The organism is Crocinitomicaceae bacterium, from assembly GCA_016708105.1.
Classification (GTDB): Bacteria; Bacteroidota; Bacteroidia; order Flavobacteriales_D; family Crocinitomicaceae; genus JADJGJ01.
The window spans coordinates 881,680-897,738 of the sequence record JADJGJ010000001.1 but is presented as its reverse complement, the minus strand read 5'-3'; the positions used below and the strand labels follow the sequence as shown (position 1 = coordinate 897,738).

The window sequence follows — 16,059 nt, the reverse complement described above, 5'->3', positions numbered from 1 at the left end:
GATTTTAGTAGATCTTACTTTTTCATAAGTTTTGGGTTAAATGAATAAGCTCTAAAATCGGCGACATTCGCTTCTTTTTTTTTGCCTCAATTTTTTTCTGTTCTATTGATTGTAAAATTCAGGTTTTGCAACGTTCATATCAACAGGATGCCCAATTCCGTTCACGGTTGCACTTTCAGAAAATTGCCACACTAAAACATTCGGCAATTCAAGCACATTGCACTCTCTGTTAAAATTGGCAATCCAGAATTTTTCATGCATCAAAAGAGATTTTTCAAAATAATCTTGAAAAAACTTTTCACTGGTATAAATCATCGGACGGCGTTTTGTTTTTTGTTCTACCACATCTAAAAATAATCTCACAGAATCAACCAGTGCAGATTTTTTTTTCTGATGAATTTCCACATCAACAACCGGTAGCAGTGAATCATTCACTTCAAGACAATATGAAGCAAAACGCAAAGCTTGTTCACGGGCAGAGTTTTCAAATCTAAAAAAATGATACAGACCAAATTTTATTTGATTCGCCTCAGCGCCATCACAATTTTTTTCATACAAATCATCTGTTACCGTTAATCCTTCACTCACTTTGATGTACGCAAAACTAATACTGTCTTGTGCGTAGGACATTTGAGAAACTTGAGTCCAATTAATTTCACCTTGATAATGCGAAACATCAATACCTAGCAGCGTAAAATTTTCAGGAACAGGCACTCCAAAATCAGGATAGATGAAAGACTTTTCAGCACGCTGTTGCAACATCAACCAAGCAAAAAGTGACAAAATTGAGAGAATAACAATACCGTATACTAATTTACCCAAGGACATTTTTCAGATGAAAACATAATTGATGTTTCTTTTCAAATTTAATGAAGAGATCATCATTCCATAAAAAAATCCCAACAGCCTGACACTTACTGATGACTTAAAAGATGAAATAAACAGCGAATTATTCGTGCTAACATTCACGTATAACCTTGAAAATCCGACAGAATCATCACATCCGAGAGAAAATTATCTGTTGATTCTTAAACAGTATTGTTGTATTCAGGTTAATATCTCGGTTCAAAACTCAAGGCAACCAAACCGGTTGAGGGATTAAAAAACATTAAATTTGTATTACTAAACAACCCGCGGCTGCGGGATAGAAAATTATTTTTATGAATGATTATGGTATAAAAGCTGAAAACGCATCATTAGAATCAATCGGACTGAAAAATACAGGCAGTGTATTCTGGAACCTGTCACCGGCAGAATTGGTTGAAGACATTATTGTAAACGGACAAGGTGTACTAACAGATACCGGAGCCATTGCAATTGAAACCGGCGAGTTCACCGGCCGTTCTCCGCAAGATAAATTCTGTGTTTGCGATGCTAATACTGAAAACTCAGTTTGGTGGGGGAAAATCAATATCAAATTTGATCCTGAAAAATTTGATAAACTTTTTGATCGCATGAAAGCTTATTTGACTAATCGTGATATTTATGCACGTGACGCCTATGCTTGCGCTGATCCAACTTACAAATTAAATATACGTGTAGTTACTGAAACACCTTGGTCAAACATGTTTGCGTATAACATGTTCCTCAGACCAACTGACGAAGAATTACAAAATTTTAAACCTGATTGGCATATCGTATGTGCTCCGGGATTCATGGCTGATCCAGCTATTGATGGAACACGTCAACATAATTTTGCTGTAATCAATTTCACTAAAAAAATGATTCTCATTGGTGGAACAGGCTATACCGGTGAAATTAAAAAAGGTGTGTTTACCATTTTAAATTACATTTTACCTCATGAGCGCAACGTGCTTTCTATGCATTGTTCTGCGAACGTTGGAAAAAATGGAGACACTGCAGTATTTTTTGGATTATCAGGAACAGGAAAAACAACACTTTCTTCAGATCCTAATCGTCGTTTAATTGGTGATGATGAACATGGTTGGTCTCCTGAAGGTGTTTTCAATTTTGAAGGTGGTTGTTATGCAAAAACTATTGACCTCAGCCGTGAAAAAGAACCTCAAATTTATGATGCTATTAAATTTGGTGCAATCCTTGAAAATATTGGCTTTGTAAATGGAACCTCAACTCCTGATTACGCAGATGGTTCAATCACTGAAAATACGCGTGTATCCTATCCAATTCATTACGTTGACAATATCATGGTTCCTTCTACCGGAGGTGTACCAAAAAATATTTTCTTTTTAACTGCTGATGCAACCGGTATTTTACCTCCAATTTCTAAATTAAACGCCGGGCAAGCGATGTACCATTTTATGTCAGGTTATACTGCAAAAGTTGCCGGAACAGAAATGGGAATTAAAGAACCACAATCTACTTTCTCTGCATGCTTTGGCGCAGCTTTCTTACCTCTTCACCCGGCTAAATATGCTGAAATGCTTGGTAAAAAAATGAAAGAAAGCAATGTAAATGTATGGCTTGTTAACACAGGCTGGACAGGCGGCCCTTACGGAGTTGGTGAGCGTATCAAATTAAAATTGACGCGTGCCATGATTACCGCAGCGTTAGAAGGTAAATTAGACAAAGTTTCTTTTACTAATCATGACGTTTTTGGAGTTGCTATGCCAAATGAGTGTGAAGGAATTCCTGCTGAAATTTTAAATCCACGCAACACATGGTCAGATAAAGCATCGTATGATGATAAGGCAAACAAACTTGCTGCTGAATTCGTGAAAAATTTTGAGCAATATGCCAGCGGTGCCACTGAAGAAATTCTTGCAGCTGCACCTAAAGCAAAAGCAACAGCATAATTAAATAAAAAGTGTAAGCGCAACAAGCGCTATCTGAATAAGAAATGAAACCGGTGCTGGAAACAGTTCCGGTTTTTTTTTACGGTCTGATTATCTCTGAAATTTTACCCTCTTTATGCAGCCGTTGTAATTCTGATTTTGTATACAGAAGATGAAAAGAAAAATCAAAATCTTCAACCGGCATATCATCTTCGTTAGGCATGGTTGTGGTAAAAACGAATTTTGAATTCACGCACGAAACCGTATCGCCCAAAACAATATCTGCCATGACCGGAAAATAATAGCCATCAGATTCAAAGAGGTAGATATCTCCCTTTTGAGGTTGGTTAAGATAATCTTGTGCCGTTTCACACGAGAATAAAAATACTGCCAACAGGTATAAAATAATTTTCTTCATTCAATATCTTCTTACATTTTTAAAGACTCTACTCTTGCTTATTGAAATGATTGTTATTCAAATTTGCCAAGACGCTTTGTAATAAATTACACAAAACTATTGCACTGTTTTACCCCATTCTTCTCCACACCATTTTTTAAAAATTCTCTTTTCAAGATTAGATGGTGCTTTGGAAAAGCTCAATTGATACACCGGAAAATAACTCTTGTTTGTATGCGGACAAAGTAGTTGTAAAATTCTTCCCGCACGGCTCACGGTTAGTTCAATTTGGGAGTCTTTAAAATACTCTACCCATTTATCAAGATTAGCATTCACACGATAACCATTCACCGCCACAATTTCATCTTCCATTTGAATTTTCCCTAAATCCGCCGTACTTCCGGGATAGATTTGTTTCACCACAGTTTTATCTCCCACAACCAAAGTTTTGACGCCTAAAATTGCTTGCGCATGAGACGGATTAGGAATCATTTTTATAGACAAGCCTACAGTTTCAAAAGCCGGAACCAATATAGTTTCAAAAGAGTGTACCCCATGTATAAAATGATCAAACAAATCATCTAACTTTTCATTGGCGTATTTTTCAAGCAGCTTTTTATAATCTTCTTCTGAATATCCTTTTCTTTTCAGCGCAAACTTTTGATATAATTCTTGCATCACATCATGCAATGAATTTTTATTAGCACTTGCTTTGCGAATTTTCATATCAACAACAAAAGCCAGCAGGGCTCCTTCATTGTAGATACTGGTTTTACGATTGGGCGCACCCGACACATAACCATCTAACCAGGTATCAAAACTTGATTCAGCAACGGAATAGTTGAAGCGTCCGAAATTATCAAAATGTCTTTGCAAAAGTTTTTCAAGTTCTGTTTTATACCAACTGAATTTTCGTACACCTGACTCAGCTAAAAACAAATCACCCATGTATGTGGTTACCCCTTCACATACATAACCTAAGCGTGAATAATTTTCTTTTGAATAATCATACGGGAACATTTCAACCGGTCTGATTGATTTAATATTCCATGCATGATATAATTCGTGAGAACACACCCCAAGTAAATCATCATACCCTTCTTTCATCAACTCATACCCCGGACCCAAAGCCAGCACTGTACTATTGAGATGTTCAACTCCGTGATAATTTGGATAAGGTAAAATTTGAAAAAGAAAATGATATTCAGGAACCGGAAATTTGCCAAATTTTTCAATTTGAGAATTCGTGAATTTTATAAAATCAGGGAGAATTTTGTCCCACTCAGGTTTACATTCACCTTGAAACCAGAGATGAACAAGTACATCTTTTGTTTTGTATTTATGATGCTGAAGTGATGCTCCGGCAATAAAAGGTGAATCAGCTAACTCATGAAAATTTTCAGTGCGTATAATATTTTTCTTGTGTAGCGCTCCGCATGCCAGTTTAAAATCAGCCGGAATTTTCACGTGCAGTTCACAGGGATCATTGAGTTGATCTTTCACATACACCAAACAATTTACAGGATTCACATATAATTGCTGATCATTCATAAAGGTAGAACCTGCATTCAATTCAGCTGCAAAGTATGAGTATCGCACCTCAATGAAAGATGTTTTAACGTTTTCAATCAACCAAACATCTTTTGAAGTTTTCTCAAATTTCAATTTCTTCCCTTTGTCATTAAAAACAGAAAAACCATGGATATTTTTAGCAAAATTCCCAAGTTCATATCTACCCGGCCGCCATGCTGAAAGACAAAGTTCAATCTGTTTTTTTCCTTTTGTATTCACTATTGCGGTAATAGGTATATACTGCGCATTTGGTTTTGAATAAGTCAACGTGTATTTCATGCCGGATACTATTTTTCATTGAATGATGACAAATATAGTTAGAATCAACATGAGAGGAACGAGGGAAGCAGTATGTTATAAGCCCAGATTAGGCAACAGTAATTTGAAGGAATAAAACGGTGTGTAATTTGAATTCTACACGTCGGCGCAAGTCGCAACTTGCGATGACATAAAAAAAACCAGAACATATCCAATCATGATGACTGTCAAATGTTCTGGTTGTAGTAACCCTTAAATTGTTTTTAAGTAAGATACGAGTTGCCCCGGTTTTGAGTGAAGATGGTACCGTTGTACCTGTTAACCAATTTAAACCCTATGAAAAGAAAATATCACTCAAAACCGGGACTCATATCACAGTGTATGAAAAGAACCACTGTATAGTGTAAAACCCTTGTTGTAAATTTATAAATACAATGGTCACAAAAAAGTAACAAAGTGTAAAGTGAAGTTTTGGTTGAGTGAACCGTTAAAAAATTGAAGGGAATGGTTTGTGGCTCCGAAATTAAATATCAAATGTTAGCCATTTGGTAAATTATGTGCGCGGTTCAATGAATTGTTCAAGCCATTCAAAGGCGTCTTCACGGGTTTTGAAAGCCTTGATGGGTGTAGGCATTTTTGTAAACTTGATAAAAAAGTTGTACAATATCCGTTTGCCTAAATTGTCAACTAAGGTTGCGTTTGCCATGGTATATCGCTGTCCTTCATCTGATGCAACAAATTTTCTGGCTTCGTCAGTAAGAGACATAAATGGTTTGGTTGCAACAAACACAGGCATCCGTTTACCTTCACCTAATTCACCTACTTTGTTGGCTACATCTTCCATGATTTTCAGAGTCACTTCATGAACCGTTTCTGTCCAAATCAACTCAATAATTCCAATGCTGTGAAGTATCATGGTGAAATGTTCACCACGATAAATTTTTTGACTGGTTTTATTATTTTCTGAAATGGTCATTTACAAACTTATCCTCTTAATAACGTGCAATGTATGTGTTTTTTTTTCTAAATCAAAATTAAAAATTCCCTCTTCATCCAAACGATCTTTGCGCACACGGCCGGCAGCGTGAATTATTTCATGAGGACTTGCAACGATACCCACATGATGAACTCTACCGGCATCATTTATAAAAAAAGCCAAATCACCGCTTTGCCTTTGATCAAAACGCACCGTTGAGCCTGTATGCACTTGCTTAGATGCATCGCGCGGTAAATCAGCACCGCATACTTTAAAAACTAATTGCACCAGACCTGAACAATCAATTCCAAAAATGGATTTTCCTCCCCATAGATAAGGTGAGTTCAAATAGATTTCAGCAGTTTCAAGAATATCAGCTTTAAACTGCATGTCAACAGGTGCAAGCACCGTATACAACTCATGCCCTAAACGTACTTTTCCATCTTTATAAAACGGCAAATCAGAACCCATCATGATATTCTGAATTCCCCGCGGACCTTCTAATTCAAGAATAGGTTCAAACAAAACTTTATGACGCACTGCTGTACCTGCGTCGTATAATTGCCTATCAATATAGGTGAGTTGTTTAAAATCCATGTATCCTTCATAGTCATCCCGTTCAAAACGGATTTTGATCCAGGGTTCTCCCTTTTCAATGATTTTCACGTAATCACCAAACAATAGCTGTGTAACCATTTCAGCGGCATCAGAAGCAGAAGCTCTAACAGGTGCAACAGATACATTGCAAATTCCAAAATCTCCAACTGTCAGCATAGTTTAAAATTTTATGGATAAGTAAGCACCAATATAATCATCACGCAGAGAAGGAATAAATCCCAGCTCCGTTTTTCTCTTTTTATTTTTAAAAGGATTCCATTTTTTGAGCGGTTCAAAATAATAAATGGTATTGGTAACCAACATGGCAATGCCCGCCCCCAGTAGCACATCAGGCAACCAATGGCGGTTATTTACAATGCGCAACATACCCGTTGAAATTGAAAACGCAAAACCACTATAAGCAAGTACAGGGGCTGTCTCTCTATACTCATTAAACAATACCTGACTTGCCACAAATGCCTGAGATGTATGACCGGAAGGATAAGAATTTAAACTCCAGCTGTTTGGACGTTGCACCTTCAATGTGTTTTTTAACAGATGCACAATTGCTGAGGTACCAATTTCTGAAAACACAAGATATTTTGTCTGGTTCCAAACCGAATTTTTTGCCGGTACCTTAAACAAATCTGCCGTGTACATCATAACTATTGGAGCATATTGTGTGTAATCTTCCAGCTCAGTATGAAATCCGTTAAACGGATCGCGTATTAATTTTTGCAACCCGTATTTTGAAGAATCCAACATGAGGCTAACACTCAGCAGACTCAAACCAACCGGAGCCCAGGAAACATCAAAATAATGTCCACGTTGATCTCCCGATTCTTTCGTACTCAATAAACTATCTGAACCAGCATAGGTATTGCAGTTCAAAAAAAGTAAAGATGCCAAACCAATGACAACAACAACTCGTTTTTGCATGACTAAATGTACGGAGATTTTGGATTTTTTTATGTGGGTAATCCCCATGTTCGAATATAGGTGATTTTTTTCTCAAATTAATCTTGTGGTACTTCGTGGAACGCTGTCGCGCAAGTCACGCTTAGGGTTATTTGTTTTTTTTTATTCATCACGACCCTGACTCTCGACATCCATTGGAAGATGAGCGAAACGAATGTTTACACCAAATCTTTTTATACAACAAACTGGGAATTATATGTTATAGGCTTTGGTTACTTCAGTTCAAAGTTTGTAAGTTCATAGTTGACATTTCTTCCTCCTTCTCCAGTTTCTTGCAAGACGCCTTTTTTTATCAGATCTTTTATGTCACGTAATGCGGTGTCTGAAGAAACTTTTGTGATTTTAGCCCATTTTGACGATTGTAATTTTCCTTCAAACCCATCAAACAACATATTTAAAATGGTGCGTTGGCGTTGGTTGATTGGTATGTTTTCGTGAAGTTTCCAAAATTCAGCTTTTCGTAAGATGCGTTGAGTGGTATTTTCCGTTGCAAGCATTGCATTTTTAAGGCAGAGCAAAAACCATTCAAGCCATTGGGTAATGTCACCTGAATGGTGTTGTACTTTTTGCAATACGTTGTAGTAGAGTTTGCGTTCTATTAAAATTTGGCTTGACATACTGTAAAAACGTTCACCACTATGTTCGGCACGAGCAAGCAACATATCGGTTATAGCTCGCCCAATTCGCCCGTTGCCGTCATCAAAGGGATGAATAATAATAAACCAAAAGTGAGCAATCGCCGCTTTTATTACGGGATCAAGTTGGTCATCATGGTTGAACCAAACTAAAAACTTATCCATCTCAAGTTTCACTGATTTGGCTTTTACTGCTACAAAGTGTATTTTTTCTTTTCCCATTGCACCTGAAACTATATGCATTTCACCTGTTCGATATTTACCTACTTCTATTGGGTAAGGTCCGCTATAACCTGTTGGAAAAAGTGCAGCATGCCAACCAAACAGACGTTTGGCTGTTAAAGGCAAAGTATAGCGTTGAGTAGCATCTAACATCATTTCAACAATACCTTCTATGTGACGATTGCTTGGAACAAGCCCAGCTGTGTTAATCCCTAAGCGTCTTGCAATGGATGAACGCACTTGATCGTAGTTAAGCAACTCGCCTTCTATTTCACTTGATTTTACCACGTCGAAGGTAAGGGCAGTCAGCGTAGCTTCTTCTTTGGCCGAAAAACCCAAAGTATTCATTTGCCCTATGATTTTTCCTTGTATTAGTTTCACCTCGCCAAATAAGGCATTGATGGCTTTATCGTTCCAAAAAAAGTCAGTCCAATTTTTATATTCGTAAATGTATTTGGCCATATTTTTTACCTGATGATGCGGCAAATATACAAATTATTTACCGCAAATATGCGGCGTTTGTCGTGCTTTTTCACCGCAATAATTGAAATCCTCGGTGCTTTGTTTGTTGCTTTTTCACCTGGCGCTTAAGTTCCATAAGATTTAGAATTGAATCTTAACTAATGTTTCTAGCGCATAACATAAAACGTTACATGCAGCTCACCAAAATAGATTCAATCTACATTCGAAATAGGTTCATTACAAAGGATTTTCTTTTAGTGTACGGCCAATTTTTTTGATTGCAAGATTTAAAAAACTTGCTGTGAAGTTGGTTTATGTTTCAATTAATTTTTGGGTCGGGTGATTGACATTAAATTGAGCAGTTCATTTTATTATACCCAATTTAATGTCATGGAACTTTTGGGATTCGTGTTACGCTGTCACTAAAGCCACAATTGGGGAAATTTATTTTTTTTATTCATCACGCAATTGGCACACTTCCTAGTCTTGTTCTGTATCCAAAAAGATGTCAAGCAAGTAGGGTTGAATCAGATTATTTTCATGCCGTCCATTACCCAAACCTGCTTTTCAATTTCAGAAAAGGAGTTTCTATCCACCGGAAACTGAGATACGAAATCAGCAGCGTGACAAGCAGTGATGCAGCAAAATATAGCGGTATCAGATAATACCCGGTGGGCAAAAAAGCCGCCACCAATCTGCACAAAACGTACATCACAACCAAATGATACATGTAAAAACCATAAGACATTTTTCCCAGATTGGTCATCCATGAAATTTTTCCAACTTTAAAAAATGAGTGTTTTCCCAATGTCTGCTCAGCAATAACAAAACCAAAAAAAAGCGACAAAAAAAATCGTTCAAAAACAACTATATCACCGGTGAAAATTTTATTCTTAAAAACACAAACGCCTAAACCAAGAATATAAATCAACACAATTTTCCACCGATGCATATTGGCTATTTGCTGAATCCATGGTTTGTTTTTGTATAACGCTATTCCAAATAACGCGCCCATTAAAATGTCCTGACAAACAGAAAGCGTATGGTAATAAAGCACACGTTCATCGTCACGGAATTCCCACCGGAACCAAAAAGAAACTATATATAACAAGATGATAAGATAACTAGTTTTAAAGCCTTTGATTCGCATAAAAATCAACAGCATAAAACTCCAAACCAGATAAAATTGTTCTTCAACCGCAACAGACCATGGCGCTGTGAGAAAATTCACTGAGTCGTGTAAACCGTTTTTAATTTCATCAAAATTTGCAAGAAAAAAAAGATACATTACGGGATCATGTAATGTTGAGTATGAATTAAACATGATTGGAAAAAACACGAATCCGATTAAAACAATGATAAAATACAAGGGCCAGATGCGCAACGTTCGTCTCACCAAAAAATGATAGAGATTAAAAGATCCGGTGTGATGTTTTTCATGAAGAATGAGGTACGTGATCAGAAATCCTGAAAGCACAAAAAAGAAATTCACGCCCAAACCACCTTTATCTGCAAATATCAATGCTGTCTTGAAAAGTAGGTTCTCTTCAATTCCGGGATAGAATGATTTGATATCTCTGAAATAATGAAAGACAAATACAGCAAAAGCGGCTATAAACCGCAATGCATCCAAATTTTGAAAATAGAACAATGGCTTTTTATGGGATATTTCTGCAGACAAATTTGAACTTTGCTTAGTTTTGTATCAAATTTAATCAAATTGGAAAATAAAGATCTGTTTGATGTAGCGATAATCGGCGGTGGAATCGTCGGTGCTGCTACTATGTACAAATTACAAATTCGCAATCCGCATCTTAAAATTGTGCTAATTGAAAAAGAAAAATCTCTTTCAGCGCATCAAACAGGCCACAATTCAGGGGTTATTCACAGCGGTCTCTATTATAAACCGGGTTCGCAAAAAGCAAAAAACTGCGTGAAAGGTCGTCATGAATTAGTAGCCTTTGCTAAAGAACATGGTGTTGCGCATGATGTATGCGGAAAAATTGTAGTTGCTACCAAAGAGAGTGAACTGGTGTTCATGAACAAAATTTTTGATAATGGTATTGCAAACGGAACAGAGGGAATTGAAATAATAGATGCAAAACGTATCAAAGAAATTGAACCATTTGTTGAAGGTATAGCCGGAATTTGGGTGCCTTGCACCGGCATCATTGATTTTGTTGGAGCAACCAATAAAATGGCAGAATTGGCGGTTAAAACAAATCCTGAATCAAAAATAGAATTAGGCGAAAAAGTTATTGCCATTAATGATAAAGACGGACATCACGAAGTAGTAACAGAGTTAAAAGTATTTAAAACAAAGAAGATGATTTTCTGCGCCGGCTTGCAAGCTGATCGTCTTGCGCGACTTGATGGTGTTAAACTGCGTGAACGCGTGGTTGGTTTCAGAGGTGATTATTATGAACTGACGCATGAAGCAAAACACAAAGTGCGGAATTTAATTTACCCGGTCCCCAATCCTGATTTTCCTTTTCTTGGCGTGCACTTCACCCGCATGACAGATGGTGAGACAGAATGTGGACCCAATGCAGTATTCACTTTTAAACGCGAAGGATACGGCAAAACAGATTTCAGTTGGAAAGACACTTGGGATGCTCTCACCTATCGCGGAACATGGAAATTATTTTTCAGCAATATTCGTTTCGGAATAAATGAATATCGCCGCGCATTTTCAAAAAGATTATTCCTCAAAACTTTGCAAACTATGATTCCATCACTCACGATGGATGACATCAAACCCGGCCGATCAGGAGTGCGCGCACTCCTGCTCAGCACAGATGGCGACACGCGGGATGATTTCAGAATTGAACATCTTGAAGACAGTATTCACGTATTGAATGCACCATCACCTGCCGCAACCGCTTCGCTAGCAATTGGCGAACAAGTAGCCGAAATGGCTGAAGAAAAATTTGGGTGGAAACAATCTTGATACAGGCTGTTCTATGATAGACTCACTTGCGTTAAAGCAGTAATTTCATTACATTTACTATTATTTACGTGCACCCCTACTATGAGTATCACCTTATATATTGATGACCCATCAAATCCTAAAGTAAAAGCTTTTTTACAATTTATAAAAACCTTAGACTTTGTTAGAGCGGAAGAAGATGAAAAATTTGAGTTAGATGCTGAACACATGAGAATACTTGAGCAGCGCAGAAAAGAAAGGCTCTCAGGTAAACAAGATTTTTTTTCGCGGGAAGAAGTTAAACAAAGCGCGATGGCAAAAATTAAAAAGAAATCTAGCCGGTGAAAAAGCAATGCTGGAAAATTCATTTCGGACCCATCGCTAAACTGGAAATTGAGGATGCTACCATTTGGTATGAAAATTAACAAGTCGGACTTGGTGAAGTTTTTATTACTGCAGTTGAAAATGCAATTATCAAAATATCTGAATCTCCTGACGCATACTCCAAAGTACAAAATCACAGACAATTTCCGCTCAAAAATTTCCCATTCATAATCTTATACGAAGTCTCCAATGGTGCAATTTTTATAGATGCTGTTTTTCATACCAGCAGAAATCCCAAAAAGAAGATCCGCAAGAAAAACATCTGAAATCATCACCTTCAAAATCTTTGACTTTTTTAAACTATTCCCTAAAACCTAACCCCTATTCCCTAACCCCCACGTACACCACCTTCTTCGTCTCAAAAAAAGGCTCTTTGAAAAACGCGCTCAGCTCAATTTGTTCCATGTAATTTTTTATGCCGGATAATTCTTCGGTGAGGTCACCGCCTTTGAGATAGAAAATTCCGTTGGGATATCCATTTTGTTGTTTGGATTTGAATTTGTTTTGTACCCAGGGAATAAAATCTTTCATTTGTGTAACTGCCCGGCTCACCACAAAATCAAATTTTTGATTCACTTCTTCAGCGCGTTTATGCATGGCTGTTACATTATTAATTCCTGCCGCTGCTGAAACCTCCTGCACTACTTTAATTTTTTTTCCGATAGAATCAACCAAAGTAAATTTTACTTCAGGAAAAAGAATGGCCAGCGGCACACCCGGAAACCCACCACCGGTGCCAACATCCATCACATCTGTTCCCGGCGTAAACTGAATTATTTTTGCAATGCCTAATGAGTGTAAGACATGTCTTTCATAAAAGAATTCAAAATCTTTTCGACTAACAACATTGATTTGATTATTCCAAAAAAAATAGAGATCATACAATGCGTTGAACTGATCTTTCTGGTGAGAAGAAAGTTGTGTAAAATAGTTGAATATTAAATCGGCCTTGGCCACAGTTGAATTTAGATTGTATCCTTAGCGGTGCCCATCATCTCAGCCAAAAAAGTACGTGCTCTGAACAATTGTGCTTTCACGGTGCCAAGCGGTAAATTCATTTGCTCAGCAATTTCTTCGTAAGACAATTCTTCGAAATATCTTTTCTCAATCAAATCACGATATCTTGGTTTCAGTTTTTTCACCAAACCGCGCATGAGTTTAACTTTTTCGTCATGAATTCGTTCTTCTTCCGGATCTTTCTCAGCACTTCTCACATCAATTGAAACGCTGTCTCCATCATCATTGGTATAACCGCTGTCAATGGAAGTTAGCTGAATTCTTTTTTTGCGAATATGATCAATGGCATTATTGGAAGCAATTTTAAAAAGCCAAGTTGAAAAAGCAAAACTGGGTGAATATTGATGCAGACGATTAAAGGCTTTTCCAAATGCTTCAATGGTTAAATCTTCAGCATCATCTTCGGTACGCACCATTTTGAGCATCATGAAATAGATGGATTCACGGTACATTTCCATCAGGTCTCCGTAAGCTGACTGGTCACCATTCAAGGCTTGTTCTACCAATACAAGATCACGTTTTCCTTTGTCAGATAAGTTTTCTCCTTTTACCATTTTTCAGGTTCTCGTCGGTCTGTCGAATAAAAAATAAATGGAATCACAACGAGGTGTATCATCTCCATAATGGGGTACCATTTAACCAAATCAGCACCTTCTAATTTTCTAAATACAACACGTAATATCAACCAATACACGATGTACCTGAAAACAATTATGGATAGCGGCAACCACCACCATTCGCAATTCGGGAGTAAAATAAAGAAAGAAACAAGCATCAAAATCATGCTGGCAGGGAATATTCCTAAAAGCAATTTGTTAATAAGTCGGTAACGTGGAGCGGTGGTAAAATGTCGTTGCTTTTGGTGCACCCAGTCTGACCAATTCTCTTTTGGATGGGAAAAAACAAAACTCCGCGGATCAATTTCTATCGCTACATTTCTTTTTGTTGCAGCATCTTTCATAAACAAATCATCATCACCTGACTGAATATGATAATGACTTTTAAATCCATCAACTTCAAAAAAACGTTTGCGTGTATAACTCATGTTGCGACCAACTGCCATGTATGGTCTGCCCACCAAAGCAAAACTCAAATAGGTAAATGCAATTTGAATGGTGTCAAAGCGAATCAATTTGTTCAAAAAGCCCTTTTGTTTTTCGTAAGGTCCATATCCAATCACAATTTCTTTACCTGCCAAATAATTAGATACCATCCTACGAAGCCAGTGTTTACTTGCAGGGTAACAATCTGCATCAATCATCATGAGCACTTCTTTGGTTGAGCCTTTGATACCAACCGTGAGAGGTACTTTTTTTCCAAATTTTCGATGACGATTTTTCTCCAGTTCAATGAGGCGCAAATGTTTGTATTGCTTTTGATACGCTTGAAGGATGTGCTTGGAATCATCAATGCTCATGTCATTGACAACAATCACTTCAAAATCCGGATAATCTTGTTCAAGAATAGCCGGCAGATTTTTAAATAAATTATCCTCTTCATTCCGCGCGCAAACAATAATACTCACAGGTGGTGTATATGCCGTACCCTCTTTTTTACGATAAATTGCAAGGCGCAATGGAAATCTGATCACATACCATAATTGAATCAATACGGCAAAAGAGAACACGAGAAAGAGTATTCCTGTAAAATCAAACCGTATGTCAGGTGCTACTGGCATAAATGTCAATATACAAATGTTCACATATTTAATATGCCGTATATTTGTTATCTGAGTACTTTTCAACAAAATGAATTTTATAGTTTCACACCGTGACAAGGGTTCAAAGGCACGTGCCGGTACAATTACCACTGACCATGGTGAAATCCAAACCCCCATCTTTATGCCTGTGGGCACTGCCGGAACCGTTAAAGCAGTGCATCAGCATGAATTGCGGGATGATATCAAAGCGCAAATTATTTTGGGCAACACCTATCATCTCTATCTGCGTCCCGGACTTGATGTAATTCAAAAAGCCGGTGGCTTGCATCTATTCAACGGTTGGGAAAAACCAATACTGACAGACAGTGGTGGCTACCAAGTATATTCACTTGCGGGTACACGAAAAATTAAAGAAGAAGGGGTAAAATTTCAATCACACATTGACGGCAGTTATCATTTTTTTACTCCTGAATATGCCATAGATATTCAACGTGCTATAGGTGCTGATATCATCATGGCCTTTGATGAATGTACACCGTTTCCCTGTGAATATAATTATGCAAAAAAATCAATGGAGATGACGCATCGCTGGTTAGCGCGTTGTGTTAATCGTATGCTTGAAACCAATCCCTTTTATCAACACAATCAGGCTCTTTTTCCAATTGTACAGGGTAGTGTTTATAAAGATTTGCGTACAGAAAGCGCAAAGTTTATTGCTGATTGTAATATGCCCGGCAATGCCATTGGTGGCTTATCAGTTGGTGAACCTGATGAACAATTATATGAAATGACAGCGCTGGTTGCAGATATTCTGCCCGCTGAAAAACCAAGATATCTCATGGGAGTTGGAACCCCGGCTAATATTTTAGAATGTATTGCCCTTGGCATTGATATGTTTGACTGTGTGATGCCTACCCGCAACGCACGACATGGTATGTTGTTTACGCAACAGGGAATTCTCAATATGAAAAATGCCAAATGGAAAGACGACTTCTCTCCCTTAGATGAATTTGGAACATCATACGTTGATAAGGTTTACTCTAAAGCCTATGTTAGACACCTGTTTCATGCAGGTGAAATATTGGGAATGCAAATTGCGTCTATCCATAATCTGGCTTTTTATCTCTGGCTAGTTGGTGAGGCACGCAATCAAATTCAAAACGGTACGTTTACTGAATGGAAGAATAATATGATTCCAAAAATCAGTCAAAAAATCTGA

15 protein-coding genes are annotated in these 16,059 nt (G+C 37.5%); 4 read left to right on the top strand and 11 right to left on the bottom strand.

What is annotated here, in order from left to right:
• Nucleotides 1–102: 102 nt before the first annotated feature.
• Nucleotides 103–822: a glycoside hydrolase family 25 protein gene (locus IPH66_03800; GenBank protein ID MBK7128476.1), complete on the bottom strand. Its 720-nt coding sequence runs from the start codon at nt 820–822 to the stop codon at nt 103–105.
• A gap of 338 nt (nt 823–1,160) precedes the next feature.
• Between IPH66_03800 and pckA the strand changes: the two genes are divergently transcribed.
• Nucleotides 1,161–2,774: a phosphoenolpyruvate carboxykinase (ATP) gene (pckA, locus tag IPH66_03795; GenBank protein MBK7128475.1), complete on the top strand. Its 1,614-nt coding sequence runs from the start codon at nt 1,161–1,163 to the stop codon at nt 2,772–2,774.
• A gap of 79 nt (nt 2,775–2,853) precedes the next feature.
• On the opposite strand, the gene IPH66_03790 is transcribed toward pckA, so the two are convergent.
• The 7 genes from IPH66_03790 to IPH66_03760 all read right to left on the bottom strand — a co-directional run bounded on the left by IPH66_03790 (nt 2,854) and on the right by IPH66_03760 (nt 10,474).
• Nucleotides 2,854–3,171: a hypothetical protein gene (locus IPH66_03790; protein ID MBK7128474.1), complete on the bottom strand. Its 318-nt coding sequence runs from the start codon at nt 3,169–3,171 to the stop codon at nt 2,854–2,856.
• Nucleotides 3,172–3,267: 96 nt separating this feature from the next.
• Entirely contained in the window at nt 3,268–5,001 is a 1,734-nt protein-coding gene (locus IPH66_03785) for a M61 family metallopeptidase (GenBank protein ID MBK7128473.1), read from the bottom strand.
• Between the two features lie 532 nt (nt 5,002–5,533).
• Nucleotides 5,534–5,956 carry a hypothetical protein gene (locus IPH66_03780; protein MBK7128472.1) on the bottom strand — a complete coding sequence of 141 codons (423 nt, stop codon included), beginning with the start codon at nt 5,954–5,956 and terminating at the stop codon, nt 5,534–5,536.
• Nucleotides 5,957–6,730 carry a C40 family peptidase gene (locus IPH66_03775; protein ID MBK7128471.1) on the bottom strand — a complete coding sequence of 258 codons (774 nt, stop codon included), beginning with the start codon at nt 6,728–6,730 and terminating at the stop codon, nt 5,957–5,959. It abuts the gene before it with no gap.
• A 3-nt stretch (nt 6,731–6,733) separates the two neighbouring features.
• Entirely contained in the window at nt 6,734–7,492 is a 759-nt protein-coding gene (locus IPH66_03770) for a phosphatase PAP2 family protein (GenBank protein MBK7128470.1), read from the bottom strand.
• Nucleotides 7,493–7,743: 251 nt separating this feature from the next.
• Entirely contained in the window at nt 7,744–8,850 is a 1,107-nt protein-coding gene (locus IPH66_03765; protein MBK7128469.1) for a Fic family protein, read from the bottom strand.
• Between the two features lie 550 nt (nt 8,851–9,400).
• Nucleotides 9,401–10,474 (bottom strand): acyltransferase, encoded by a 1,074-nt coding sequence (locus IPH66_03760; GenBank protein MBK7128468.1) that lies wholly within the window; start codon nt 10,472–10,474, stop codon nt 9,401–9,403.
• Between the two features lie 96 nt (nt 10,475–10,570).
• On the opposite strand from IPH66_03760, the gene lhgO reads away from it, so the two are divergent.
• Complete coding sequence (lhgO, locus tag IPH66_03755; protein MBK7128467.1) at nt 10,571–11,800, top strand: L-2-hydroxyglutarate oxidase; 1,230 nt, start codon at nt 10,571–10,573, stop codon at nt 11,798–11,800.
• Nucleotides 11,801–11,881: 81 nt separating this feature from the next.
• Nucleotides 11,882–12,124: a hypothetical protein gene (locus IPH66_03750; protein ID MBK7128466.1), complete on the top strand. Its 243-nt coding sequence runs from the start codon at nt 11,882–11,884 to the stop codon at nt 12,122–12,124.
• Nucleotides 12,125–12,484: 360 nt separating this feature from the next.
• On the opposite strand, the gene rsmG is transcribed toward IPH66_03750, so the two are convergent.
• The 3 genes from rsmG to IPH66_03735 are packed head-to-tail and all read right to left on the bottom strand — an operon-like array spanning nt 12,485 to nt 14,858.
• A complete protein-coding gene (gene rsmG, locus IPH66_03745) occupies nt 12,485–13,120 on the bottom strand; it encodes a 16S rRNA (guanine(527)-N(7))-methyltransferase RsmG (protein ID MBK7128465.1) in 636 nt (211 codons plus the stop codon).
• A gap of 8 nt (nt 13,121–13,128) precedes the next feature.
• Nucleotides 13,129–13,734, bottom strand: coding sequence for a sigma-70 family RNA polymerase sigma factor (locus IPH66_03740; GenBank protein ID MBK7128464.1), 606 nt, complete (start codon nt 13,732–13,734; stop codon nt 13,129–13,131).
• A complete protein-coding gene (locus IPH66_03735; protein MBK7128463.1) occupies nt 13,728–14,858 on the bottom strand; it encodes a glycosyltransferase in 1,131 nt (376 codons plus the stop codon). Before IPH66_03735 ends, IPH66_03740 begins: the two co-directional genes overlap by 7 nt.
• A gap of 70 nt (nt 14,859–14,928) precedes the next feature.
• Between IPH66_03735 and tgt the strand changes: the two genes are divergently transcribed.
• Nucleotides 14,929–16,059 carry a tRNA guanosine(34) transglycosylase Tgt gene (gene tgt / locus IPH66_03730; GenBank protein ID MBK7128462.1) on the top strand — a complete coding sequence of 377 codons (1,131 nt, stop codon included), beginning with the start codon at nt 14,929–14,931 and terminating at the stop codon, nt 16,057–16,059.